Raw genomic sequence first — 24,623 nt, forward strand, 5'->3', positions numbered from 1 at the left:
CCGACGGCCGCGCCGATACCAGCGCCCGCGCCGGTTTTATTGATACCCGATTGGCCGGTATAAGGGTTGGTGGCGCAGCCGGACAGCACGCCTATCCCGATTCCCAATGCTATAAGTTTTTTATTCATGGCTTCATTCCTTTTGTCGATTTTAATAGTCGTTTATTTACAGTCTATGTTCGCGCGGCCCGAAGCCGCGGAGTTTGCCGGTATTTACCGCTGAGGCAATCTTGCATCCGCTGGCTTAAAGCGGCCTTAATTTTCAGGCGGCCGGCTCTTCAAGATAAAGGCGGTTGTTTGTCGCCGGCTTCCAGAATATCAACCCGGTCGCCTACCGCCAACTTGCCGGCGCGGTCATGCAAGGCATTTTGGCCGAAATACACCTTGCCGTCCCACCGCCGCGCGCGGTTTAGCGCGGCCAGCGGCTCTTTGTTTCTGACGGCGGTTTCCGGGTCGATACCGGGTACCGCGCAACGGGAACAGGGTTTCGGCAATCTGAAATCGATTTGGTTTATTTTGATCCGCCGCCAGCGGTCTTCGGCATAGCTCTCACAATCGGCTACGACCAAATTGGGACGGAAACGTTGCATGCTAACCGGCGTTTCCAATAATCGATTTAACGCATTCAGGGAATTTTCGGAGACGACCAGAAAAGGAAAACCGTCGGAAAATGCCGTTTGGTCCAGCGCTTGGGCGTAGCGTTGATCGACTTGGCGTATTTGATCGTCCGGGTGGTAAACCAATCGGCAGTCGGTTTGTAAAAATCGGCCCAACCATTCGTCGGCCGCGGAAGAAACGGTTTTGGCCTGACAGCGGTCATGCCATATGCCCACTTCGACCCCATCGCCGCCGCTAGGATGCAGTGGCAATACGAGCGGCGGTTGGCCGGGAGCGGACAAAATCAACTCATCTGCTTCGATACGGGTTTTAATCAACGCCATCTTCGGCAGGCTGCGTTGACTTAAAAATTGTTGTTGCGCATCGACCAGCATCCATTTTCGGTCGAAGCGGAGGCCGTTGTTGTTGACCGGCCATTCCGTCACGGCTATGCCGGCCAGGGATTTGACAGGGTACACATAAATCTGGCTAAGGATAGGCATAAATGCTAGTAAATCAGCTGAACAATAGGTCGGTTTGGGTGGACAGCAGGTGGTCGGCCAGTTCGGTCTGGTAGGTATCGAACTTCAGTCCGTAGCGCGGCGCCGCTTGATTATTGGCCACTATCGCCTGAATGGTGAATCGGCGGCCGTCCTGAAACTTTAAAAAAAAGCTGACCCGGCTTTTCGGTTTTAATTTTTTATTGCATTGTATGGCGGCGCCTTTACTGCTGATGTCCAGCAGAACCACTTTGATCAGGCGCGGAAACAGCAAACTGTGGGTTTTGACGATGGCTTTGATGTCGTTCCGGCGATAACGCACCGAGATGCGTTTATTGACTAAAGCGTCCAGTTCCACTTCCTGGTCCAGTTCATCAAAAAAGATATCCTCCAAGAAATCCGTATTCCCCATGAAATCGTTATTTGCCATTTTGAATGAACCGAAAAATATACCCGCTTAAGTATTGTCGTTAAGCGTGGAAAATTCAATAGCAGCTTAGCGGATTATTCGCCGAGCCGGCGGCCGATTTATCCGCTAAAATCGCACTTTTGCAGTTTTAACGTAACGATCATGAAAAAGTTTTTACCCCGGCCCATGGACGTTGCGCCCCAAGACGCGATTGCTTGCCTTGCATACGTCCCGCGCTCGATGGCGGGCGGCGCTGTTTGGCAAGTAGCCGTGTCCCGCTCATTTGTTCTTACAGAGTAACGGAAATAATGTTTAAAAGAATTCAATACTTCGCAGGGCTGATGCTGCTATTCGCCGTTGTTAATGCAACAGCGGCCGGTAAGCAAAGCATTAAAATCGCCTATATTTCCCAGGAGCGCGCCGTGCCGGCCGCGCTGTCCAATCTGGACGCCTTCATTCAAAACAAGGGCCAACTCGGCGCCGAGTTGGCCATTAGCGATAACAACACCACCGGGCAATTTACCCAACAGCAGTACGAACTTACAAAAATCGCGGTGCCCGTGGGCGGCGACTTGATCCAGGCTTTCAACGCATTGGGCGACGATACCGGGCTGGTGGTTTTAAATGTCCACCCGGCGCAAGTCAACCAATTGGCCGATCTGGCGGCCGCGCAAAACAAATTATTGTTCGATGCCGCAACCAGCGACGATGAGTTGCGCGGCGTTCAATGCCGGCGCCATGTGCTGCATATATTGCCCAGCCGGGCCATGCGCGCCGACGCACTGGCGCAATACATGCTTAAAAAACGCTGGCGCGAATGGTTTCTGGTGGTTGGGCAAACAGCGGAAGACCAATTATATGCCGCCGCCATCAAACGGGCAGCCAAGCGTTACGGTATGAAACTGGTGGCCGAAAAAGCCTGGGACAACACTTACGATGTCCGCCGTACCGCGCAATCCGACGTACCGCAATTCACCCAAGGCGAGGATTACGATGTACTGGTGGCCGCCGACGAACAAGGCTTGTTCGGCGAATATCTGGATTACCGCACCTGGCTACCCAGGCCCGTGATCGGCACGCAGGGTCTGATTGCCACTGCCTGGCACCGCACCCACGAGCAATGGGGGGCGGTGCAACTGCAAAACCGCTTTAAGGAACAGGCCGGGCGCTGGATGGAAGAGGAAGATTACGCGGCTTATCTGGCGGTCAGGGCCATAGGCGAAGCCAGCGTGCGGACCAAATCCAACCAGGTGCAGGCCATCAAGGACTACATGCTGTCCGACGCATTCGCCTTGCAAGGTTACAAAGGCAAACCCATGTCGTTCCGGCCCTGGGACGGCCAATTGCGCCAACCCGTCTTGCTGGCCGCCCCCCGTTCCCTGGTGAGCGTGGCGCCGCTAGAGGGTTTTTTACACCCTAAGTCCGAACTCGATACCTTGGGATACGACCAGCCGGAAACCGCCTGCAAATAATTTTTTCGGCAAATTTTTTGGGCGCTTGGACTTGCGGCTTATAAAACCGGCAAGGCCGGTCCGAGGTTGGGATTTAATCCCGCTGCCGTTCGGGTTACACTTTTCGCCGCAAATTTAGGTTAGTCCGGTTGCATTAGACCGGGCGTTGCAGTAATTCGACGTAAGGAATGCATTATGCAAAAAATAACAATAAGCGGTTTCTGCGCGGCCGCGCTGTTCACGGCCGCCGCGCATGCGGAAACCGTCTTCGTCAGCCTGGAAAAAGACAATGCCATTGCGGTTGTCGATCCGGTGGACGCCAAGTTGCTCAAAACGCTGCCGGTCGGGCAACGGCCGCGCGGCATCGCGCTGAGTCCGGACGGCAAGACTTTGTTCGTCGCCACCAGCGACGACGATACCATCCGCATGTTCGACGCGGAAACGCTCAAGGAAACCGGCAAACTGCCGTCCGGCGAAGATCCGGAAACCTTTGCCTTGAGCCCCGACGGCAAGCTGATGTATGTATCCAACGAAGACGACAGCGAAGTCACCGTGATCGACATTGCCGCCCAAAAAGCCGTGGCCAAAATCAAGGTGGGGGTCGAACCGGAAGGTATAGCGGTCAGTCCGGACAACCGATGGGCCATCAGCGCATCGGAAACCACCAACATGCTGCACTGGATCGATACCAAAACCCGCCAGATCGTCGAAAATACCCTGGTCGACCCGCGCCCGCGCGCCGCCAGCTTTACCGCCGATAGCCAGCAGCTTTGGGCGACTTCGGAAATGGCCGGCACCGTGATGGTATTGGACAGCGCCAGCAAGCAAATCGTGCAGACGATTAAACTGGAGGTGCAGGGCGTTACCGGCGACTTGATTCAGCCGGTCGGGGTGGCGATCGACAAGGATAGACGTTACGCCTATGTCGCCATGGGGCCGGCCAACCGGGTAGCGGTGATCAATGCCCAAACCTACCAAGTGGAAAAGTATTTGCTGGTCGGCCAGCGGGTCTGGAACCTGGCTTTTTCGCCGGATCAAAGCCGCCTCTATACCACCAACGGCATCAGCAACGATATTTCCATCATCGATCTGGCCGAACATAAAGTCACCAAGTCGTTGGCGGTAGGCCGTTATCCCTGGGGCGTTGCGGTCAAACCATGACGGATATCGCTTTACACATCGAAAACCTCAGCTTTGCCTACGGCGCCACAAAGGCGCTGGATCGGGTAGGCTTTAACGTCCGCTGCGGCGAATGCACCATTTTATTGGGTCCCAACGGCGCCGGCAAAAGCACCTTGTTTTCGCTGATCACCCGGCTTTACGACGCCAGGGAAGGGCGCATCGAACTGTGCGGCTTCGATATCAAGCGGCAAAGCCTGAAAGCCTTGGCGAACCTGGGTGTGGTGTTTCAGCAAACCACTTTGGATCCGGACTTGTCGGTCACGCAGAATTTGCGCTACCACGCCGCCTTGCACGGCATGGGCCGCAAAGCGGCCGACCTGCGCATCCGGGAAGAGCTGGAGCGTTTGCATATGTTCGAGCGGCGCGGAGAAAAAGTTCGCCAGCTCAACGGCGGCCACAAGCGGCGGGTGGAAATCGCCCGCGCCCTGTTGCACAATCCCCGTTTGCTGCTGTTGGACGAACCTACCGTCGGTTTGGACGTGCCCAGCCGGCAAGCCATCGTCGAGCACGTGCATGATCTGGTCAAACAACAGAATTTGGCGGTGTTGTGGGCCACGCATCTGATCGACGAAATCGCCGGCCAGGACAGCCTGATCGTATTGCATAAAGGCCAGGTCAAGGCCGAGGGCAAGCTGGCCGATGTACTGCAAGCCACGGGGTGCAGCGATGCCGGCCAAGTGTTTCAGAAGTTTACCCAGGGAGGAGGGCAGCCATGAGAGTGTTACATTACTGGCGCGCCATGGCCGGCATCGTCGGCCGCGAATTGCTGCGTTTTTTACACCAGCGCGAGCGCTTCGTGTCCGCCTTGGTGCGGCCACTGGTGTGGCTATTCGTGTTCGCCGCCGGCTTTCGCGCCGCGCTGGGCATCGCCATCAGCCCGCCTTATGAAACCTATATTTTGTACGAAGTCTACATCACCCCGGGCCTGCTCGGCATGATCTTGTTGTTCAACGGCATGCAAAGCTCGTTGTCCATGGTCTACGACCGGGAAATGGGCAGCATGCGCATGCTGATGGTCTGCCCGCTGCCGCGCTGGTTTTTATTGTGCAGCAAACTGATCGCCGGTACCGCGGTCGGGGTGTTGCAATGTTACGCCTTTCTCGGCATCGCCTGGCTGTACGACATCCAGGCGCCGTTGCCGGGCTATGCCTGGATACTGCCGGCCTTGGTGCTGGGCGGCATGATGCTGGGGGCGCTGGGCTTGTTGCTGTCGTCCTTCATCAAGCAACTGGAAAATTTCGCCGGGGTGATGAACTTCGTCATCTTCCCGCTGTTCTTCATGTCCACGGCCTTGTATCCGCTATGGAAAATCAAGGAATCCAGCGTAATCCTCTACACCCTGGCCCAATACAACCCGTTCTCGCAAGCCGTGGAACTGATCCGCTTCGCCTTGTACGAACAATTCAACCAGCAGGCACTGATCTTTACCGGCGCGGCATTTTTGGCGTTTATGGGTGCGGCGATAGTGGGGTATAACCCTAGCAAGGGAATGATGGTTAAAAAGGGTGGGGGCGGCTAGGATTGACGTAGGGTGGGCAATGCTTTTCTGCCCACCGTTTGGAGGCAATCGCTTTAATCCGCGTGGGCACAAAAGCGCGCCCACCCTACCCGACTGATCTTTACCGGGGCGGCGTTTTTGTTGTTCATGGGTGCGGCGATAGTGGGTTACAACCCATCCAAGGGGATGATGGTTAAGAAGGGTGGAGGTTAGCAGGCGCTTGACATCAATTAATTAGCGGCTATAGTGAGGCGAATTATTATATAGGCAAATCTGCCTGAATTTATGGCTAATATCAAGTTATCAAGGCAAATATGCCCGGTTTGGGTGTTATCAGAGCAAAAGCGCCTGAAAAGTCGGGTAATATCAACTTATCGGGCAGATTTGCCTGATAATCAATAGTTAAATGCGGGGCCAATCTCGAACGGCTTGGAAAGCAATTAATAATTATCGTAAAGAAATAGAAAATAGTGGCTGAAGAAATCATGAAAATATGTTATTACCTGGAGGGAAAAACCTTGCAGGTTAACATGCGTTCAACCAGACAAGGTTTTTCCCTCCAGGTTAAGCCATGATTTTCAGCATCATTCGTGTTTCTTTGCTTGAATCAAAATTATTGTTTAGAAATGTCACCAAGGCATTTAACCAGTCGTTAAACCTGACCAAAACTCCGCTTCGCTCCGTTTTGGCAGGTTAACTCTATTCGTTAGAAGGCGCCATGGCATACGCACTTCACATTGAACGAAGCCCACAAGGACTCACCCTTGATGAGTGGATCGAGGAAGTTACCAAACAAGATGGCGTCAAGCTCGTTGAAATAGGTGTGGAAGCCAAGAATCCAACAACGGGAGAGACCATCTCAATCGAAGGCCGTCCTGGCGATGTCGCTGTTCTGTTCCCGACAACGGGATTTCTGGGCTTCGGCAGAAAAGCCGAATGGCGCACCTGCATCCGCTTCGTTCGCAACAAGGCCTCATTCAACGCAACGCCCGAGCTTGAGTCACCCCATAACCCTCTTCGCGTTGCAGCATCTAGCCTTGCTGCGGCTCTCGGTGCAAAAATCGTTGGGGACGAGGGTGAGGTTTACGAGTGGTAAGCCTTCTAACCCGGCGCTCAACCCCGTTCGCTTCGTTCTCTGGACGCTGCGCGATAAAGCCGCGCAGCGCCGGTTAGCTCCACGTTAGGCCGCCTAAGGAATCATCTATGAAAAGGGCCGTAGGTCCGATTAGCGCCGCGTAATCGGACGAATGTTGTTAAGGACGCGGTTCCCCTCGATTTCGCAATCGCTAATCTCGAGGTTACGCGGGTTAAGCCAAGTAGGCCGGAATAAGCATAAGCGTTTCCGGCAAGACAAGGCTTAAAATTGCCGGGAACGCCTATCGGCTTATTCCGGTCTACAAAATCAACGCCAGTTGCGTAGTGCGCAGGATGGGTAGAGTCCTTTTGTAGGCCACGGGACTTAAATGCGGTTGAAAACAGCGTTCGAGATAATCCATTCGGTTAAGGAATGGCCGTTTTCAAGTTTTCGATAGTGAAAAAGTAGCCGTCACCTGGGTTGTAAGGCTTTAACCATGCGATAGTCGTCCATCGCAAACCCGCCGCCGATATCCTGAACCACCTCCCCGCTGTTAAGAAAGCCGTTGCGCAAATAAAAATCGATGGCGGACCGGTTATGGCGATTGACCGTCAACCAGATTTGCCGCAAACCTTTTGCTTGGCAATACTGTTCGGTAACCGCGATGATGCGACTGCCCAATCCGGAGCGCTGCCAGGTTTTATCGACATACAGTTTGCTTATATGCAGCGATCGGTTGGCAGTGTCGGCCAACCAGGCAAAATAGCCTGCCGGCCGGAGATCGCGGAACAGCAAAAAATATTGGTAACCCGCTACGATTTGTTGGCCGATGGCTGCTGGACTTTGAAAACGATTCAGCATATATTCGACCTGCCGGTCGCCGATTATCGGCATATAATGATCTCGCCAAATATTGCCGGCAAGCCCGCTGACGGTTTCGATCGCAGCAGGTTCCGTTACCCGCCGGATATCCAAACCCATGACCTCGGCATGCCGTTCGCTTATGTCATTGATAGCTTGCATAAATTATTACTCGTTTAAAACCCATCGCCTGACGCTATGGCTATTGTTGGCCGGCTTGTTTACGGCTGGTTGCGCGCCCGTCATGAAAGCGCCGGGCCCCAGCATAGGCGCGCCGCAATTGACGGCGGACAGCTTCATCGCCGCCGATGGCGTTCAACTGCGTCTCAGCCGCTGGCCCGCGGATAATCCCAAAGCCGTTATCATAGCCTTGCATGGCTTTAATGACTATCGGCGCTTTTTCGGGGCTCCCGCCGACTACTTGCAAAAGCAGCGGATTTATTGTTATGCCTACGATCAGCGCGGCTTCGGCGAAAGCGCCACTCCCGGTATTTGGGCGGGCAGCGATGCGTACGCCGGAGATTTGCGGCAAATCGCGGCGCTGATACAAGCCGAACATCCCGGTATCCCCATCTACCTGTTGGGCGAGAGCATGGGCGGTGCGGTGATTATCGACGCCATGAGCCGCCGGGAAAAACCGGATGCGGCCGGGGTGATACTTTCCGCGCCGGCGGTTTGGGGGCGGGAAACCATGCCCTGGTATCAGACTTCATTGTTATGGACGCTGTCGCATACCGTGCCCTGGATGGCGCTGACCGGTAGGGATTTGGGGATTGTCCCGTCCGATAATATCGAGATGTTGAGAGCCTTGGGCCGCGATCCGCTAGTGATCAAGGAAACCCGGGTCGATGCCATTTACGGGTTGACCAATTTGATGGATAGCGCACTGAATGCGGCCGATAAATTGAATGCCGATACTCTGCTGCTTTACGGCGAAAAAGACCAGATCGTGCCGCGCGAACCCACCCGCCGCTTCGTGCATGAGTTATTGGGCAGCCATCCCGGCAAGAACACCGTCGGTTATTATCGAAACGGTTACCACATGCTGTTGAGAGACTTGCAGGCGCCGGTGATTTGGCAAGATATCGCGCATTGGATACTGGATAATAAAGCCGAGCTGCCTTCCGGGGCGGACCGTAATCTGGATAAATTGGTTCGGCGGCAAACCGAATATACGGATGAAATCGTGGGACAACTCAACTCGAGCCGTTGAGGGAAGGGTGTAGAGCTTACACCCCGTTTCGATACCGCGGATTCAGCTATTCCACATCCTGGCAACCAAAATGGTATTGGTAGTCCGCCATGGAACGCCTGATCACTTCGTGAGCCTCTTCGCGGCCGTAGACATGGGTGATTTCGCAGATGCTTTTTTCGTGCGGCAGATGTTTGTACGTCAGAAAATAGTGCTTTAAGCGATTGATGTAGGATTCCGGACAATCGGAGACATCGTTCCATTGCCGGTAAAACTCGTCGCCTTTCATGACGGCAATAATTTTATCGTCGGCCTCGCCGCCGTCCAGCAAGCGAAAACCGCCGATAGGAATCGCCTGCACCAAAATATCGCCGTGAGTCACGCTGCGCTCGCTGAGCACGCAAATATCCAGGGGGTCGCCGTCGCCCTTGCTGACGGTTTTGCCGGACATGATTTCCGCGTATTCGGCGGTTTTTTCCGCGCAATACGATTGCGGGATAAAACCGTACAAGGTCGGGATCATGTTTGAAAATTTTTGCGGGCGGTCGATTTTTAAGTAACCGCTTTGCTTGTCGATTTCATATTTCACGGTATCCGAAGGGACGATTTCGATAAAGGCGGTGACGATGTCGGGGGTATTGTCGCCCGGCGAAATGCCGTGCCAGGGATGTGCTTTATTTTGAATGGTCATGTGGGAGCGTTCGCTGATTCAGATGGCGTTAATTTACCATGCTTCAATCGCCATGTCCCCCGGCGGACGACGGAAATCAGCCGATTAAACCGGAAAATGGCGTTTGTCCGCATCGGCGGCGCTCAAAAAATAATAGCCGCCGCCATGATTGACTACTTTTTCATAGGGCAACGCATCCAACTCGGCCATATAGACGATGGCATGGGTTTTAATCAGACAGTAAATCCAGTCGCCTTCCTGCAATACCATTTCCCGGCAGGCGCCCGGCGTGATTTCGGCCAGCAGGGTACAGCCGCAATCGATCTGCACCAGCACGCTGCCGTCGCCGGGAATCAAGGCGCAGATACGGCCCTTGATTTGGTTCTGGATAGAGATGCCTTCGATAAAGCCGCGCGACAAGGCAATGTCGTTTGCGCGAATCGCTACCTGGGTTAGGCTGCCCGGCATGAATTGCGGACGTAACGGTAAACTGAACGGTTGGCCGAAGCTGTCGGCCAAACTGTATCCGCCGGCAAAATCGTGGCTGCGAATCCTCACCGGTAGAATGTTGTCGATTTGGCGGACGCCCAAATAACGCAGAATGCCTTGTTGCCTGGCGACTTCCCTTAACGGGCCGCTGCGGAGGATTTGGCCGTTTTCCAAGACGATCAGCTGGTCGGTCAGTTCCAGGATTTCCCGCAGCGACTGGCTAGCATAAAGCACCGGCAGGTCGAACTCGGTCTGCAGGCGTTTCAGAATCGGCAGCAATTGCATCCGGTAACTGTCACCGATAGCGGCGAAGGTATCGTCCAGCAACAGCATTTTCGGAGATTTCAATAGCGAACCGGCCAACATGACTTTTTGACGGTCGCCGGCGGAAAGCCGCATTATGCTCCGGTCGAGGATAGGATCGAGTTCCAACAGACGCATCAAATAGTCCGGCTTGAACAATCGCCGTTGCGTCCAACAGCGCCGGTAGATGCCGTGCAGGGTTTCCCTGACGCTGGCGGCCAAATCCAACGAGTCGGTTTGTAGTACCGCGCCGATGGGGCGTTGCTCGCGCGGCACCATAATGCCTTTTTTGCTGTCGAACAAAATTTTGCCGTCCAGTACGATATGTCCGCTTTGCGCTTGCAGGGTGCCGGCTATCAAGCCCAGCACGGTAGTCTTGCCGGCGCCGGATTGGCCGAACAGGCCGGCGCTGGCGTTTTCCAGCGATATTGGCGTGGACAGGTCGAAATGCCCGCGCCGCAGTTTTACGTTTATGTCCAGCAACATCGTGATGTCTCCCGCCAAATTGAGCCGCCGGCGGGCAGCGCTGCCGAATACCGCCGGCGCGTCATGTCAGCCCTTGACCGCTAAAATCACGGCCCCGGCTTTAAAGGCCGCTGTAGCGGTCTTGCCTTTGGCCAGGCCCAAGGTTTCCACGCTATCGTTGGTGACGGTAGCGGCGATTTTTTCGCCGCCTTTCAATTCGATATCGATTTCGGCATTGACCTTACCGGGCTTGACGTCGGTTACCGTACCTTGCAACTGGTTGCGGGCCGAAAGTTTGTAGCCGCCGAAATCGGTGACAACGATCACTTGCGGTGCCTTGACCAGCGCGAGTACGCCCATACCGGCTTTGATGCCCAAGGCCTCTATCGAGTCCTTGGTAATCGACGCGACTATGGTTTCCCCGCCCTTCAAACCGACATGTACTTCGGCATTGACTGTTCCGACCAGCACTTCGTTGACGGTGCCTTCGAATTGATTGCGTGCGCTTGCTTTCATGGTAAATCTCCTTTTGGATGGATTAATTCAATATCGACGTGCCCTTGATTTGCACATAAACGGCCATGCCGGTTCGTAGCTTCAACAATTTCGCCGATTTAAGGGTAATGTGGGCCAACAGTGAGTTACCCTGGCCAGCGCCCTTATCCGCAATTGGCTGCCGTATTTCCGACGCGGATGATTGCTGGGCCGGATCGGTGTCGCCCGCGATTCCGGGCAGTACCAGTTGTACAATACTGTGGCCGCGTTCGTCGTCGGCAATACCGGTTATGACGGCCGGCAGTACGTTGAGGATGCTGGTATCGGTGGGTTTTTGCAGGGTAATGCTGACGTCGCGGGCATAGATTTGTAATCGTAACGGTGTGCCGATTTTCGCGGCGAAGCTCGGCAGACTGATGCTGCCGCCGGCAAAAGTCACATGCGTCAAGTGATATTCGGCTTCGTGCCCGGCTATTGTTACCGGCCAGACAGTAGCCGCATTTCTATCCAGGGCCAGCGGCATATCCAGCCGGCTCAGGGTTTCGGCCAACGGCCCCGATGCCGGCGAGCGGCCTTCGTCCATGATCACCAGATAATCGGCCAGTTGCGCCATTTCCTGTTGGGCATGGGTGACGTACAGTACCGGTATGTTCAGCTCTCTATGCAAACGGCTCAGGAACGGCAGGATTTCCTGTTTGCGCTTGAAATCCAGTGCGGCCAGGGGTTCGTCCATTAATAATATTTCCGGGTTCAGAGCCAAAGCCCTGGCTATGGCAATCCGTTGCCTTTCGCCGCCGGACAAGCGATCCGGCGCCCGTTCCAGTAAATGGCCTATACCCAGCAATTCCAAAATATGGCTCAAATCGGTTGCAGCGGACTTGCCTATGCGTTTTAAGCCGAATTGCAGGTTCTGCTTAACGGTCAAATGCGGAAACAGATTGGCTTCCTGAAATACATAACCTAGCGATCTTTTGTGGGTAGGGACAAATATTCCGCGTTCGCTGTCCTGCCAGATCGTGCCGTTGATTTCCAGAAAACCCTGCGGTGCGCGTTGCAAACCGGCGATACAGCGCAGCAAGGTGGTTTTGCCTGAACCGGACGGCCCGAAAAGTACCGTGACACCGCTACCGGGGAGGCTTAGGTCTACAGCCAACTTAAAAGTGCCGTAATCGAGATTGAAGCGGGCGGTTATCGGCATCGTCATTTGAGTTGATGGGCAACGGGGTGAGTCTTCAGCGCGCTGTACAAGACCAGCAACACCGTAAAGGAAAACAGCAGCAGACCGCCGGCCAGCCAGTGAGCCTGTTCGTATTCCAGCGCCTCGACATGGTTATAGATTTGCACCGACACCACCCGGGTTTTGTCCGGAATATTGCCGCCCACCATCAACACCACGCCGAATTCGCCGACGGTATGCGCGAATCCCAAAATGGTCGCGGTCATGAAGCCGGGTTTGGCCAGCGGTATCACGACACTGAAAAAAGTGTCCAATGGACCTGCGCGCAAGGTGGCGGCGGCTTCCAGCGGTTGGCGGCCGATGGCGGCGAACGAGGTTTGCAAGGGCTGAACCACGAAGGGCAGGGAATACAGCACCGAGGCGACGATCAGGCCGCCAAAGGTAAACGGCAAGGTGCCCCAGCCCAAATCGTTGGTCAGCCGGCCGATAGGGCCTTTAGGACCCAACATCACCAGCAGGTAAAAACCCAGCACGGTCGGCGGCAACACTAGCGGCAAGGCTACCAACGCATTGCAAATGCCTTTGAAGCGCGAAGTGGTGCGGGCCAGCCACCAGGCCAGCGGTGTGCCCACTATCAGCATGATCAGGGTGGCTAAACTGGCCACTTTAAACGTCAGCCACAGCGTGGCAATGTCGGCGGAACTTAGCATGTTAAGGTTGACTCGGCAGGTTGTAACCGTATTTTAGAATAATCGCGTGAGCCTCCGGCCCTTTTAAAAATTGCAGCAGCGCCGGCGCGGCGGGGTTTTCCGCGCCTTTACTCAGTAAAATCGCATCCTGCCGAATCGGCGCGTAATGGTCATCCGGCACGATCCAACCCGAGCCGCTTGCGATCTTGCCGTTTTCAATGACTTGGGACAAAGCCACGAAACCCAGCTCGGCATTGCCGGTGCTGACGAATTGATGGGTTTGCGAGATATTTTCACCCTGGACTAACAGAGGCTGCAGTTTTTCCTGCAAGCCCAAATTTTTCAGGACTTCTACCGCCGCCGCGCCGTAAGGCGCCAGTTTGGGATCGGCCAATGCAAGATGTTTGAAATGACCGGTTTTCAGGATTTCGCCCTGCTCGTCGACATAGCCGGGCGTCGCCGACCACAGTACCAGCTTGCCGAGGGCGTAGGTAAAGCGGCTGTCCGCTAACCCCAGCCCGGCGGTTTGCAATTTGACCGCATTTTCCTGATCGGCGGCCATAAACACTTCGAACGGCGCGCCGTTCTCGATTTGGGCGACGAATTTGCCGGATGAGCCGAAAGACAGTTTGGCTTCGTGGTCGGTGGATTTCTCAAAGGCCTCGGCGATTTCGGTCATCGGCTTGGTGAAGTTGGCGGCCACGGCGACCAGTACCGTTTCAGCCCACGCCGAGGGCATAAATACTAGCAAGCAAGCGGTCAGGATCAGATCTAACAAGCGTTTATAAAGCATAAAAATCTCCAATTATTGTTGGGTAAGCAGCGCGTACCTTGAAAATTCGGATGAAAACCGCGCGCGGCGGACCCTATGGCCGACGGGCGGATTCGTCAAAACCGCAGCTGGCTCTGTACGTAAAAATAGTCGACATCTTCCTTGGCCGGCGCATTGGCGGTGTCCTTGGCGAAGCTGCCCTTGAACAGATGCGCCCAGCCGGTTTCGAAATTCAAGCTGCTGTTGAAATCCCAGCGTGCGTTCAGCTCCAGTTGCTGGCCGATGTAGTTATCGGTGTTGCCGCTGGTGTCGCGCAGATTGGCCGTGGTCCAGCTGTCCTTGTCTTCCGCCAGCCAATGAATACGATGGCTCAAGCCCAGCAGGACATCGGCGGTGGGTGAGGCGGCGATACGCAGACCGGGACTGTTCAAATTGGCGCGGGCGAAGGCGCCGTACATGCCGGTGGGGCCGAATTCGAAGCGGCGGGCGCCGTACAAGGTATCGAAGCGCTGGTCTTTATTGTCGTTGGGATCGTGATCGCCGCTGGCATAGTCGTATTCCAGGGCCAGACGCGGCGACCAGGCTATGTCGAAGGTATAACCGACATCCAAATGCTGATACCAGGCTTCGTGATCCTGATCCCTGCCGTTGCCGGCGGCGGTGCTGGAGCGTACGCTGCCGAACTGGCCGATGGTTTCGGTTTGGAAGTCGAATTGTCCCTTCTTGGGTTTCAGGTAAAAACGCATGCCGGGCGTAAAATAGCGGCGATTGCGGGTCTGGTTGCGCTGGCTGTCGCCTTCGTCCAGATGATACAGATAAACCTCGCTGTTGACGCCCCGGAACAGGTCGCTGACTTCCAGAATGCCGCCGGAAAACCAGGTGTGGGTGTCTTCCTCGTCGAACTCGTGGGTTTCGTCGAGGATGTCGGCCGCTGCCGTCGGATAACGAATTACCGGCATAGTGACGAAGCCGTTGAATTGCCAATGATTGTAATCGACCAGTCTGAGTCTGGCCCCGGTAAAGCTGTTGATGGTGTTGCGCATCGCATTTCTGGCGACCAGTCGGCGGCTGCCGAAATTGAGGGTTTGGCGGCCGGCGATGACTTCGGCGCCGTAGCCGCTGTAAAAAATATTCTGATCGGCCCAGGCCGCATAACCCTGGATGAAATCGGCATTGTCGGCGTGGGTGTTATTGACGCCGGAACCGCTGTCGGCGCCCAGCGCGCGTGCATCCAGAAATTCGGCGCCGGCGCGGAACTTGCCTAAATTGGCTTGCAGCCAGAAGTCGGTTTGCAGCGCGATCTGCTGATCGCCGCCCCTGCCGTTGGCCTTGAATTGGCCGTCCTGAGTTTCGTAGCGGGTGCGCTGCTCGACCGACATCGACAGCCATTTCGGCAAATGCAGCGCGTCATGCAGATTCCAGACCGGTTTTTCGTACTTGTCGCTGCCCAGCAAGGCATCCGACATCTGGCTTTCGAAAGCGGCAAACGGCACCCTGGTATAACTTTTCTTTTCTGCCGCCTGCACCGCCATGCTGCCGTTTATACAGAACCCGCCAGCGGCAAGCAGTGCGAGGGCTGGCTTGGCGGCACTGCCGGCAAATAATGTTTTTTGAATCATGAATCACCAATAATCCTAAGTATAAAGTTCGCAGCGGCCTTATCCGGCCGCTGCATGAAAAAACCGATTCGAAATTGCCAAGGTAATGTTGCTTTGATTCGTAGTATATCAATGTATATAACGATTCGACAACTCCACTAGAGCAATCAGCGCGCCAACTCATATTTTTGTCCGTATCCGATTGAAAATAAACAACAGTTGTTCGTGCGGCGGCGTATAAACCTTGTTGCCATTCGGCTATTTTGTGAATTTTTGTAAGCTTTGCGACATCGACTTCGGCAACTGCCGCCATCTCGGCCACCAAGCCTCATAACGATTGCGAGCCAGACTGGCACGCAGTTGCAACTTGTCGGTAATTGAAAAATCGGCCATCCCTTGCGCGTTATTAGGTATCTTTAACGCCGCTGAGCGGTGTACTGGTTGCCTATTTAGAGAAGGACCGGGTCCGGCTTTTAGTTGTCGTTAGGGCAAGCCGATGGATATATTTCAGTAAATGCGGATATGTTTTAATGAATATTGGTTTCTCGATAATGATGCTAAACTTTGGCATCACCTCCAAAGGCAGAGAAACATGCAGCTAGCAATCACCGTGTTAGGGAACAAAACCGATGGCTTAATCACTGAAATCCTCTCGGCGGTTAGCGCGTGCCAATGCAGTGTTTTGGAGCTTAGAACCTCGAATTTAACCGACATTACTTCAATTTATGGATTGATTGACGGCAACTGGAACCATATCGCCAAACTGGAAGGATTGCTGGAAGGTTTGCGCCAGCGCTTTCAAGTTCAAATCAGCTTGTTGCGGCCGCAAGAGCACCTGACCGAACCGCTCAATCCGCCCGAAGGCGTGCCCTATACCATGGAAACCATTTCGATGGAAAAAAAGGATTTGTTATACGACATCACCTCTTTTTTAGTCGATCGCGGCATCTTTATCGATGAAATCAGCGCCAGCCTGCATCCGTCCATGCTGTTCAGCAACCCAGTTTTTTCGACCCGCTTTACGCTGCTGGTGCCGCCGAATGTGCGGATTTTGTCGTTACGCGAGGAGTTTTTGGATTTCTGCGACAGTTTGAATATCGACGCCATTCTTGAACCCATCAAACGCTAACCCTATGACTATAGCAACTATCGGCCAAAACCTACCCGATTTCCAATTGCCGGCCACCGGCGATAAGACCCTGTCGCTGGCCGATTTTGCCGGCAAAAAACTGCTGTTGTATTTTTATCCTAAGGACAACACCCCCGGTTGTACGCAGGAAGGGCAGGCGTTCAGGGATCATATACAACAATTCGACGCCTTGAATACCGCGATTCTGGGGGTTTCCCGCGATAGCGTGAAGATGCACGAAGGATTTAAGTGCAAACAGGGATTCCCCTTCGATTTGTTGTCCGATCAGGACGAACGGTTATGCCAATTGTTCGATGTAATCAAACTGAAAAACATGTACGGTAAGCAGGTGCGCGGCATCGAGCGCAGCACGTTTCTGATCGACGAGACCGGGGTATTGATCCGCGAGTGGCGTAAAGTAAAAGTCAAAACCCATGTCGAAGAGGTGCTGCAATATTTGCAGCAACTTTGACGCCTAGGTTATTGACCGCAGCAACGTTTGAATTTTTTACCGCTCCCGCAGCCGCATAGGCTGTTTCTGCCGGCTGTCTGATGGGTTTCGGCCTTGCCGGCGGCTTTGATAACGCCGTCCAGATACTGCCAGCGCGGGCCGGTTTTTACGAAGCGGCTGATTTCGTGCATGAAACAATCCATGCCGTCCTGGCTGTAAAAAGCCTTAAATTCGACTATACCCTTGGCGTCCTTGGCCCCGCCTTTCTTACAGGCGATAATCCGCATGCTTTGCCATTGCGCGGTTTCCTTGGAAAAGTCGATGCCCGCCGGCCGTGTGCTGTCCGCCCAACTGGATAACAAATAATCGGTTTTTCTCAGCGCGTAGGCGGTAAAGCGCGAACGCATCAGCGCTTCCGCGCTCGCCGGCAAGCTGGCGGCGTCGTGAAAGGGCTCGCAGCAATCCGCATAGCTTTGGCCGGACCCGCACAGGCAATCTTCTGTAGTGTCTATCGTCATAAGCGTCGATTCTACCGAAATACCGCCCACAATAGCTATGCAACGCGGTTATCATGAGCGGCCAGTTTTCGATAACGCTTTTAATCCCGGAGCCGCGGACATGTCTTTGAATACGCAAATTTTTCTTGGCGCCCTCTTCGGCATCGGGTTGGGCGTGCTGTTTGCCCAACTCGGCCCCGAGACCAGCGGCGTCAAACAAGGCATTTATCTGTGCGGTATCGTCGGCACGCTGTTTATCGACTTGTTGAAAATGGTGCTGGTGCCATTGGTGTTTACCTCGATTGCGGTCGGGGTGGCCAATTTACGCCAGCATAGCCAATTGCACCGGGTCTGGATTTCGACGCTGGGTTTTTTTCTGCTGTCCATGGCGGCGGCCATCCTATTGGCCCTGGCCGCCGCCAACTGGTTCCAGCCCGGCAAAGGCTTAAGCCTGGAATTGTTCCAAGGGGCAAATCAAAACATTGCCGCCAAGCAGATGAGTTTTGCCGAGTTTGTCGCCAATTTCCTGCACGGCTTGTTTATCAACCCGTTTGCCGCGCTGGCGCAAGGTAATGTGTTGGCGATAGTCATGTTTGCCTTGTTGCTGGGCATTGCGCTGGTAATTGGCGGCGAACGCTACAAAAATATTCTGCAGCTTTTGCAGGAAGGCCTGGAATTGATGCTGGGCATGGTGGGCTGGATCATGCGGCTGGCGCCGTTCGGCATTTTGGCCTTGCTGGCACAGTTGTTGGCGACGCAAAACATTGAAGTATTAAGCAGTCTGGCCCGCTTCGTCGTCGTGGCGATAGGGACTATTCTGGTGCACGGTTTGATAGTGTTGCCGTTCCTGCTGTTTGCGATTACCAAAATCCCGCCGCTGAAATTTTTCCGCGGGGCCCGCGAAGCGCTGATAACCGCCTTTGCCACCAGTTCCAGTTCCGCGACTTTACCTATCACCCTGCGTTGCGCCGAACAACATTTGCACGTTAAACCCAGCATCGCAGGTTTCGTGATTCCGCTGGGCGCAACGGCCAACATGGACGGTACCGCGTTGTATGAAGCATTTGCGGCATTATTCGTGGCCAATTTGGCCGGCATAGAGCTGGATATGGCGCAACAACTCATCGTATTTTTTACCACGATGTTGGCGGCGATCGGCGCGCCCGGCATACCCAGCGCGGGCATGGTGACCATGGTGATGGTATTGCAATCGGTCGGCTTGCCGGCCGAGGCGGTTGCAATTTTGTTACCCATCGACCGTTTGTTGGACACCTTTCGAACCATGGTCAATGTGGAAGGCGACATGATAGGCAGTTTAGTGGTGCAGCGTTTGGTGAGGGAGAAATAACCAATTGCCTTTTATGTCACCCGGCCGCATACGCTTATGCAGTATTTAAGCACTTGATATTTCGGCAAAATGGCAAACTGTCCGCTGTAAGGCTATGCTTTGCCCGGTTGTTCGATTTTTCGTGAGTCCGGTTTGGGAGACTGCCATGGACGATTTTTGGGGTTTGGTCGTATTTATCGCCGTAATGGTGCCGCTGGCCATGCTGGTTTTGTTGGTGCTGCTGTTGATTAGACAGCAGCGCTTGCACGACGAGCTGAGCCGCTCGCTTAGAAATGTCGCCGAGGCGATTTGCGAACAGCGGACGCTGCTGCGAGCGATGCAGACGCAATTCGACAGCCAACAAATCCCGCCGCAAGCCGTCGAGCACCGGCTAATTCCCGATCCCATTATCGAACCCATCGCCGCGGCCGCCGAAGCGGAGCAGCCCGTTATGGAAGCGGCCGCCGTAGCCGCCGCAACCAGCGTCGAACCGCCTCTCGAGGATCCCTGGCAACATTTCGATTACCAAACCGCCGAGCCTAGCCGATTCGAATTGGCGGCCAGGCAAATCCTGCTGCAAATCTGGAACTGGATCATCGTCGGCGAAGGCCACCGGACGGAAGGCGCCAGCATGGAATACGCGGTGGCCAGCAACTGGTTGTTGCGTATCGGCGTGCTGATATTGGTGACCGGCATCGGTTTTTTCCTGAAATATTCCATCGATAACGGACTGATCGGCGAGCAGGCCAGGGTGGCGTTGACCGTGCTGGCCGGCTTGGGCATGATTATCGGCGGGGTGCGCTTGGCCTTCGGCAAGTATCATTTATTTAGCCAGGGATTATTGGGCGGCGGCATCGCCGTGTTGTATTTCAGCGTGTTTGCCGCCTTCGGTTTTTATCACCTGTTGAGTGTGTATCCGACCTTTGCCTTGATGATCCTGGTCACCGCCAGCGCGGCGACCTTGGCGATTCGCTTGGATTCCATGCTGGTAGCGATTTTTGCCGTCATCGGCGGTTATTGCACGCCGATTTTGCTGTCCACCGGTCAGGTAAATTTTGTCGGTTTGTACGCCTATATGCTGCTGCTCGGCGTCGGCATACTCGGCATCAACTGGTACAAACAATGGCATTTGCTGAATTTTTTGAGCTTTTTCTTTAATTATCTGCTGTTTTTTGCCGCGCTGGACAAATACCAAAATGAGTTTTTCTGGCAGGTGTTTCCGTTTTTAGCCGGTTTTTTCGTGCTGTATTCGACCATGGTGTTCCTGTTTTGTCTGGTCAATCGGGTTAAATCGACCTTGCTGGATTTGCTGGCCTTGATCGTCAACGCCGGCATTTTCTTCGCCACCGCTCAGCATTTGATCGCGGACCAATACGGCCAAATCTGGCTGGCGTTGCTGACCGTCGCGCTGGCCGGATTTTATATCGGCCATGTCTACTATTGTCTGGCGAAACGCGTTGCGGATAAGGAGCTGCTGCTGAGTTTTATCGGTCTGGCCGCCTTTTTTATCACCATCACCCTGCCGTTGTTGTTATCCAAGCAATGGCTCACCGTCAGCTGGTCGTTGCAAGCCTTGGTGATGCTGTGGATGGCCGGCAAAATGCGCAGCCGGTTTTTACGCCAGATCGCCTATGGCCTCTACGTAATCGTGATGTTCCGGTTTTGTTTTATCGACTTGGCCGACCAGTACGGCGCCGGCATGGCCGGCGGCGAGCAAAGCTTAACCGGCTTCCTGCTCGGCCTGCTGGAGCGCTTGATTAGCTTCGGCGTCCCCATCGCTTCGCTGGGTTTGGCGTATCGGCTGACCGAAAAACCCGCCGAGGCCGGCCCGTTGGCGTGCGATGACCGCACCGATGTGCCGCTTTGGTCGAAGGATAACTGGCTGTTGCAAGCCATTCTGATTGCGGCCGCCGCCATGCTGTTCGTGGTGTTGCAACTGGAACTGTACCGCAGCTTCGGTTACCTGTATCCGCCGCTGCAAATGCCGATGTTGACCTTGGTGTGGCTGGCGGCGGCTACTTTGCTGCTGTTGCGTTATCTGGCCGCGCCCGGCGACTGGCTATTGCTGGCGTTGCGCTTGCTGGTCGGCGGTGTGTTGCTGAAACTGTTGTTTTTCGATTTACCATCATGGGATTTAAGCCTGGGTCGACTCTCGTCGCTGGATAGCGTTTGGACCGTGCGTTACGGCGGCCAATATTCATTTCGGTTTGCCCTGATGCGTTTGCTGGATTTTGCCGCCATCATCGGTTTTTTGTGGTTTGCCTGCCGGCGTTTGCCGGCAACGGACGCACAACAGGCCGCCATCCGCCAAGGCTTTGCCGGCGCCGCGCTGGTGTTGCTGTTTACGTTTTTAAGTCTGGAAATCAACTCCCTGTTATACCAATACGTGCCCGGCTTGCGCTCCGGCGGGGTATCGATTTTGTGGTCGGCGTTTGCCTTGACCTTGGTGTTTCTGGGCATCAAACGCCAAATCGCCATGTTCAGGCTGGTCGGCTTGGGCTTGTTTGCCTTGGTGGCCTGGAAGGTGTTTTTCATAGACCTGGCCCGGCTGGAACAGCTGTACCGGATCCTGGCGTTCATCGTGCTGGGCATGCTGGCCTTGGGCGGGGCGTTTTTTTACATGCGTTATCAACAAACCTTTCTCGGTCAGGCGACCGGCGAGAAATCATCATGATGATCAAGCTTATTTTGCTGTTTTGTTTAATGTTGCCGAGCGCGCGGGCCGAGGAGGGGGCTCTTTACCGCTTCAGCCGTGAGGTCGTCAGCCCGGACGGCGCACAGCAAAACCTGCTGGCGATACCTTTGGATGCCGCCGTGTATGCCGCGAGTCATGCCGATTTCAGCGACCTGCGCCTGTTCGATGCGGCCGGCGTGGAAACGCCGTATTTATTGCAAAAAATAGCCGGCCGAAAAACCGTGGTCAGGCGTATACCCAGCCATGGCGAAAAACCCGGCCTACAAACAATAGGCCGGGACAGCATCGTCATCAGCCTGGATTTGACGGACGCTTCGCCCAACATCGACGGTTTCAAGGTGGCGACCTCGCAGCGGGATTTCGAGTACAGTCTGCAAGTGCAAGGCTCGGAAGACGGCCGAAACTGGCACACCTTGGTCGAGAATGCCTTGATTTTCGATTATTCGCGTTTCATGCCGGCCGCCAATACCGAAGTGGCGCTGCCGGCAAACCGGGACAGACATTTCAAAATCGCCATAGCCCAGGCTGTCGAAACCCGGGAGGCCGATTTGATGGAACTGAGCCGCACGCTGCAGGGCGAAACGGAATTGCAGCGCAGCGAAAAAACCAGCCTGCAACGCCAGCCGCTGCACGTCGACCGCATCGAGCTATGGCACAATCGAACCGAAACCGTGACGGACGCCGAACAACTGTTCGATTATGCATTAACCGGATTCAGCGTCAGCCAGGACGCCGAGCGTAAAACCACGCTAATCGATATTCAAGCCCAAAACCAGCCTTTAACCGGCTTTACACTCCAGGTTGCCAGCCCCAATTTCAGCCGCCGGGCCGAAGTGCAAATTCCGCAACGGCAAGGCGTGGAAACCCGTATGCAAACCTTGGCCCAGGCCGATCTGTCGGCGCTGCATTTTCAAGACATCCACCGGGACGACACCCGCATCGGCTTTGCGGAACAACGCCGGCAAAACTACCGCATCGTCCTCTACAACCAGGACAATCCGCCCTTAAGCATCGGCAATATCATTGCCAGCGGCCCCGGTTACCAACTGGTGTTTCTGGCCCAGCCAGGCCAAAGCTACCAACTGCGCTACGGCGCGGACAAGGCCGCAAAACCGAGCTACGACACCCTGCCGATGCAGACGCTGTTGAGCGCCGGCTATCAAACCGTTGCCGCCGGTCTGGGCCCTGAAATCGGCGCCGCACACCCGGCCGCCGGTTTCGACTGGTTACAGCTGCTCAACAGCGAACTGTTTTTGGGCTTGGCGATCGGCTTGATGGTATTGGTGCTGGGCTGGAGTTTGTATAAGGTGGCGAAAAAACTTTGACCGCGGCGGTATCCGCTCCCTCGCCCTCCGGAAGGCTGTCGTAAAAGCCAAAATGTAAGTCGGGTTAACGTACCGAGGAATATATCGATTTACAGGCGGTCAAGTTTAAATCAACCGTCAACGCCGCCTAAGAGCGGCTCTGGGCATGGTCTACACTTAGTCTGATCTAACTAGAGAACTACAGCGATGAGTGACGAGAAACGCCTATCCACCACCCAACTGGCCAAATTGCGCGGCGTGTCCCAAGAGCAAATGTTCGGGCAATTGACTGCGCTGGGCCTAATCGAAAAACAGGAAGACAAATGGCAGTTAACCGGCGCAGGCACTGCAGCCGGCGGCGTCTATCTGACCGGTAAATACGGCCAATACGTCGCCTGGCCCGAGGATTTCCAATTGCCAACCGCCGCTGCCAAAGCGGAAGCGGCTAAGCTGCTGACCGCCACCGAGCTGGGGCAACACTTTGAGCTGTCCGCCAACAAAATGAATTACATCTTGTCCGAACTGGGTTGGATCAAAAAAGGCCTGAAAGGCTGGCTGGTCACCGAACAAGGCTTGGCGATGGGCGCCGAACAAGGCGAAGACAGCCGCTCCGGCATTCCCTACGTGCGCTGGCCGGAAAAAATCGCCCGCAACCGGGCGTTGAAAGACAACGTCGACAACATCAAGGGCGTCGACAAACCCAAAACCGACGCCGACAAAATGGACAGCTTCCGCCACAAATTCGAAGCCACCCACCGCACCACCGACGGCCACTTCGTCCGCTCCAAAGCGGAAATGCTGATAGACAACTGGCTGTACATGGCGGAAATCGTCCACGCCTACGAACGCAAACTGCCGATCGAAGAGGAAATGTACTGCGACTTTTACATCCCCACCGGCAAGGTCTATATCGAGTTCTGGGGCTACGAAAACGACGCCAAATATCAAGCCAGAAAACAGGAAAAACTCGCCATTTACCGGAAGTACAATTTCAACTTGATTGAATTGACGGATAAGGATGTGTTGAATCTGGATGATATATTGCCGAGGTTGTTGTTAAGGTTTGGGGTGCAGGCATATTGATTTAATGTGGGCTCTGGTTCTAAGCTGGAGCTTTGGAGCTAGCAGAAAGGTGAATCATGTACACAAAAGGTGTATTCGAGGGGTTTTATGTTTCTGAGGATGAGGTAATTGAATTCAGAAATAATCATATTGGCTTTAGCCAAATTGATCTTAGCCGAGTCAGTCAATTTCTCTCGATTCAGCTCGCCTCAATTCATAAGCATAGAGTTTATAACTCGTTTTCTATCACTGATGTAATTCAAGATCTTGAAGGAGTTGGTCGAGGTTGTAAGCGACGAGTCGCGCAGTTCAAACATCCACCTCTTAAAGGCCTTTGGAAAGTTCACTTTTTTGATCCAAGATTCATGGTCAAAAATCTAATCAATCATTGGGGGCTGGAACGTGCAAATAGTCCAAAACTCAATAATTTATTTTTGCGTATAGATGAGGACGAAGAAAAATCACCATCGACCCATGGCTGGCATGGTCGCCTTGCTCATGAAATGACTGTTGTGGGATACGAAGAAAGAGCCAGGAAAAACAATCTAACTGGTGAATGGATTATTTTCTTAAAATATAAAGGCAAAAATTATTACCTTTGCATTTCAAGGCACACATCCCCAGAAGAAGATAGAGATGTTTATGAATTTCTTAAAAATCTTTGTGAGCATGAGTACCCATTTTTACTCCCAATAAATTAATCCGCACATAGAGTGGATCACTCTATAATACCATG

General features: G+C 54.2%; 25 protein-coding genes. 14 read left to right on the forward strand and 11 right to left on the reverse strand.

From position 1 onward, the window contains the following. Nucleotides 1-277: 277 nt before the first annotated feature. Together NP596_RS11045 and NP596_RS11050 are read right to left on the reverse strand one after the other, a co-directional pair. Complete coding sequence (locus NP596_RS11045) at nt 278-1,099, reverse strand: MOSC domain-containing protein (protein WP_256615412.1); 822 nt, start codon at nt 1,097-1,099, stop codon at nt 278-280. 13 nt (nt 1,100-1,112) lie between these two features. Continuing rightward, nucleotides 1,113-1,526 (reverse strand): PilZ domain-containing protein, encoded by a 414-nt coding sequence (locus NP596_RS11050; protein WP_256615413.1) that lies wholly within the window; start codon nt 1,524-1,526, stop codon nt 1,113-1,115. A 287-nt stretch (nt 1,527-1,813) separates the two neighbouring features. Here NP596_RS11050 and pedA1 point away from each other — a divergent pair, with 287 nt between their 5' ends. The 6 genes from pedA1 to NP596_RS11085 all read left to right on the forward strand — a co-directional run bounded on the left by pedA1 (nt 1,814) and on the right by NP596_RS11085 (nt 6,732). After that, on the forward strand, nt 1,814-2,977 hold the full coding sequence (gene pedA1 / locus NP596_RS11055; RefSeq protein ID WP_256615414.1) for a lanthanide ABC transporter ABC transporter substrate-binding protein PedA1: 1,164 nt from the start codon (nt 1,814-1,816) through the stop codon (nt 2,975-2,977). Nucleotides 2,978-3,151: 174 nt separating this feature from the next. Continuing rightward, entirely contained in the window at nt 3,152-4,117 is a 966-nt protein-coding gene (locus tag NP596_RS11060) for a PQQ-dependent catabolism-associated beta-propeller protein (protein WP_256615415.1), read from the forward strand. Continuing rightward, nucleotides 4,114-4,854 (forward strand): lanthanide ABC transporter ATP-binding protein PedB/LutE, encoded by a 741-nt coding sequence (gene pedB / locus NP596_RS11065; RefSeq protein WP_256615416.1) that lies wholly within the window; start codon nt 4,114-4,116, stop codon nt 4,852-4,854. Before NP596_RS11060 ends, pedB begins: the two co-directional genes overlap by 4 nt. Then, nucleotides 4,851-5,657, forward strand: a complete 807-nt coding sequence (gene pedC / locus NP596_RS11070; protein ID WP_256615417.1) for a lanthanide ABC transporter permease protein PedC — start codon at nt 4,851-4,853, stop codon at nt 5,655-5,657. Before pedB ends, pedC begins: the two co-directional genes overlap by 4 nt. 550 nt (nt 5,658-6,207) lie before the next feature. Then, on the forward strand, nt 6,208-6,333 hold the full coding sequence (locus NP596_RS11080; protein WP_256615418.1) for a hypothetical protein: 126 nt from the start codon (nt 6,208-6,210) through the stop codon (nt 6,331-6,333). A gap of 21 nt (nt 6,334-6,354) precedes the next feature. Then, nucleotides 6,355-6,732, forward strand: coding sequence for a hypothetical protein (locus tag NP596_RS11085; protein ID WP_256615419.1), 378 nt, complete (start codon nt 6,355-6,357; stop codon nt 6,730-6,732). A 450-nt stretch (nt 6,733-7,182) separates the two neighbouring features. Here NP596_RS11085 and NP596_RS11090 read toward each other — a convergent pair whose 3' ends face one another. Continuing rightward, nucleotides 7,183-7,734, reverse strand: coding sequence for a GNAT family N-acetyltransferase (locus NP596_RS11090; RefSeq protein ID WP_256615420.1), 552 nt, complete (start codon nt 7,732-7,734; stop codon nt 7,183-7,185). Between NP596_RS11090 and NP596_RS11095 the strand changes: the two genes are divergently transcribed. Further along, nucleotides 7,721-8,785: an alpha/beta hydrolase gene (locus NP596_RS11095; RefSeq protein WP_256615421.1), complete on the forward strand. Its 1,065-nt coding sequence runs from the start codon at nt 7,721-7,723 to the stop codon at nt 8,783-8,785. The genes NP596_RS11090 and NP596_RS11095 overlap by 14 nt on opposite strands. A 46-nt stretch (nt 8,786-8,831) precedes the next feature. On the opposite strand, the gene NP596_RS11100 is transcribed toward NP596_RS11095, so the two are convergent. The 7 genes from NP596_RS11100 to NP596_RS11130 all read right to left on the reverse strand — a co-directional run bounded on the left by NP596_RS11100 (nt 8,832) and on the right by NP596_RS11130 (nt 15,443). Beyond that, entirely contained in the window at nt 8,832-9,455 is a 624-nt protein-coding gene (locus tag NP596_RS11100) for an inorganic pyrophosphatase (RefSeq protein ID WP_256615422.1), read from the reverse strand. Between the two features lie 84 nt (nt 9,456-9,539). Then, complete coding sequence (locus NP596_RS11105) at nt 9,540-10,712, reverse strand: molybdenum ABC transporter ATP-binding protein (RefSeq protein ID WP_256615423.1); 1,173 nt, start codon at nt 10,710-10,712, stop codon at nt 9,540-9,542. 66 nt (nt 10,713-10,778) lie between these two features. Next, on the reverse strand, nt 10,779-11,207 hold the full coding sequence (locus NP596_RS11110) for a TOBE domain-containing protein (protein WP_256615424.1): 429 nt from the start codon (nt 11,205-11,207) through the stop codon (nt 10,779-10,781). Nucleotides 11,208-11,229: 22 nt separating this feature from the next. Beyond that, the gene (gene modC, locus NP596_RS11115; protein ID WP_256615425.1) at nt 11,230-12,390 is read right to left on the reverse strand and encodes a molybdenum ABC transporter ATP-binding protein; all 1,161 of its coding nucleotides are present in this window, start codon (nt 12,388-12,390) and stop codon (nt 11,230-11,232) included. After that, complete coding sequence (modB, locus tag NP596_RS11120; protein WP_256615426.1) at nt 12,387-13,073, reverse strand: molybdate ABC transporter permease subunit; 687 nt, start codon at nt 13,071-13,073, stop codon at nt 12,387-12,389. The genes modC and modB overlap by 4 nt, the downstream gene beginning before the upstream one ends. A gap of 1 nt (nt 13,074) precedes the next feature. Beyond that, the gene (gene modA / locus NP596_RS11125) at nt 13,075-13,845 is read right to left on the reverse strand and encodes a molybdate ABC transporter substrate-binding protein (RefSeq protein WP_371927943.1); all 771 of its coding nucleotides are present in this window, start codon (nt 13,843-13,845) and stop codon (nt 13,075-13,077) included. Nucleotides 13,846-13,940: 95 nt separating this feature from the next. Then, entirely contained in the window at nt 13,941-15,443 is a 1,503-nt protein-coding gene (locus NP596_RS11130; protein ID WP_256615427.1) for an alginate export family protein, read from the reverse strand. Between the two features lie 571 nt (nt 15,444-16,014). Here NP596_RS11130 and NP596_RS11135 point away from each other — a divergent pair. Next, on the forward strand, nt 16,015-16,551 hold the full coding sequence (locus NP596_RS11135) for a glycine cleavage system transcriptional repressor (RefSeq protein ID WP_256615428.1): 537 nt from the start codon (nt 16,015-16,017) through the stop codon (nt 16,549-16,551). Nucleotides 16,552-16,555: 4 nt separating this feature from the next. After that, nucleotides 16,556-17,023: a peroxiredoxin gene (locus tag NP596_RS11140; protein WP_256615429.1), complete on the forward strand. Its 468-nt coding sequence runs from the start codon at nt 16,556-16,558 to the stop codon at nt 17,021-17,023. A gap of 8 nt (nt 17,024-17,031) precedes the next feature. Here the strand turns inward: NP596_RS11140 and NP596_RS11145 are convergent, their stop codons facing one another. Then, on the reverse strand, nt 17,032-17,520 hold the full coding sequence (locus tag NP596_RS11145) for a YchJ family protein (RefSeq protein ID WP_256615430.1): 489 nt from the start codon (nt 17,518-17,520) through the stop codon (nt 17,032-17,034). Nucleotides 17,521-17,620: 100 nt separating this feature from the next. Here NP596_RS11145 and NP596_RS11150 point away from each other — a divergent pair, with 100 nt between their 5' ends. The 5 genes from NP596_RS11150 (at nt 17,621) to NP596_RS11170 (ending at nt 24,588) form a co-directional block, all read left to right on the forward strand. Next, on the forward strand, nt 17,621-18,847 hold the full coding sequence (locus tag NP596_RS11150; RefSeq protein ID WP_256615431.1) for a dicarboxylate/amino acid:cation symporter: 1,227 nt from the start codon (nt 17,621-17,623) through the stop codon (nt 18,845-18,847). A gap of 145 nt (nt 18,848-18,992) precedes the next feature. Next, a complete protein-coding gene (locus NP596_RS11155) occupies nt 18,993-21,500 on the forward strand; it encodes a DUF2339 domain-containing protein (RefSeq protein ID WP_256615432.1) in 2,508 nt (835 codons plus the stop codon). Beyond that, complete coding sequence (locus NP596_RS11160) at nt 21,497-22,846, forward strand: DUF3999 domain-containing protein (protein WP_256615433.1); 1,350 nt, start codon at nt 21,497-21,499, stop codon at nt 22,844-22,846. Before NP596_RS11155 ends, NP596_RS11160 begins: the two co-directional genes overlap by 4 nt. Before the next feature lie 186 nt (nt 22,847-23,032). Continuing rightward, nucleotides 23,033-23,908, forward strand: coding sequence for a glycerol kinase (locus NP596_RS11165; protein WP_256615434.1), 876 nt, complete (start codon nt 23,033-23,035; stop codon nt 23,906-23,908). A 56-nt stretch (nt 23,909-23,964) separates the two neighbouring features. Next, complete coding sequence (locus NP596_RS11170) at nt 23,965-24,588, forward strand: hypothetical protein (protein ID WP_256615435.1); 624 nt, start codon at nt 23,965-23,967, stop codon at nt 24,586-24,588. The last annotated feature ends 35 nt before the right edge of the window (nt 24,589-24,623 follow it).

The sequence above is a fragment of the Methylomonas rivi genome (assembly GCF_024505165.1).
Taxonomy (GTDB): domain Bacteria; phylum Pseudomonadota; class Gammaproteobacteria; order Methylococcales; family Methylomonadaceae; genus Methylomonas; species Methylomonas rivi.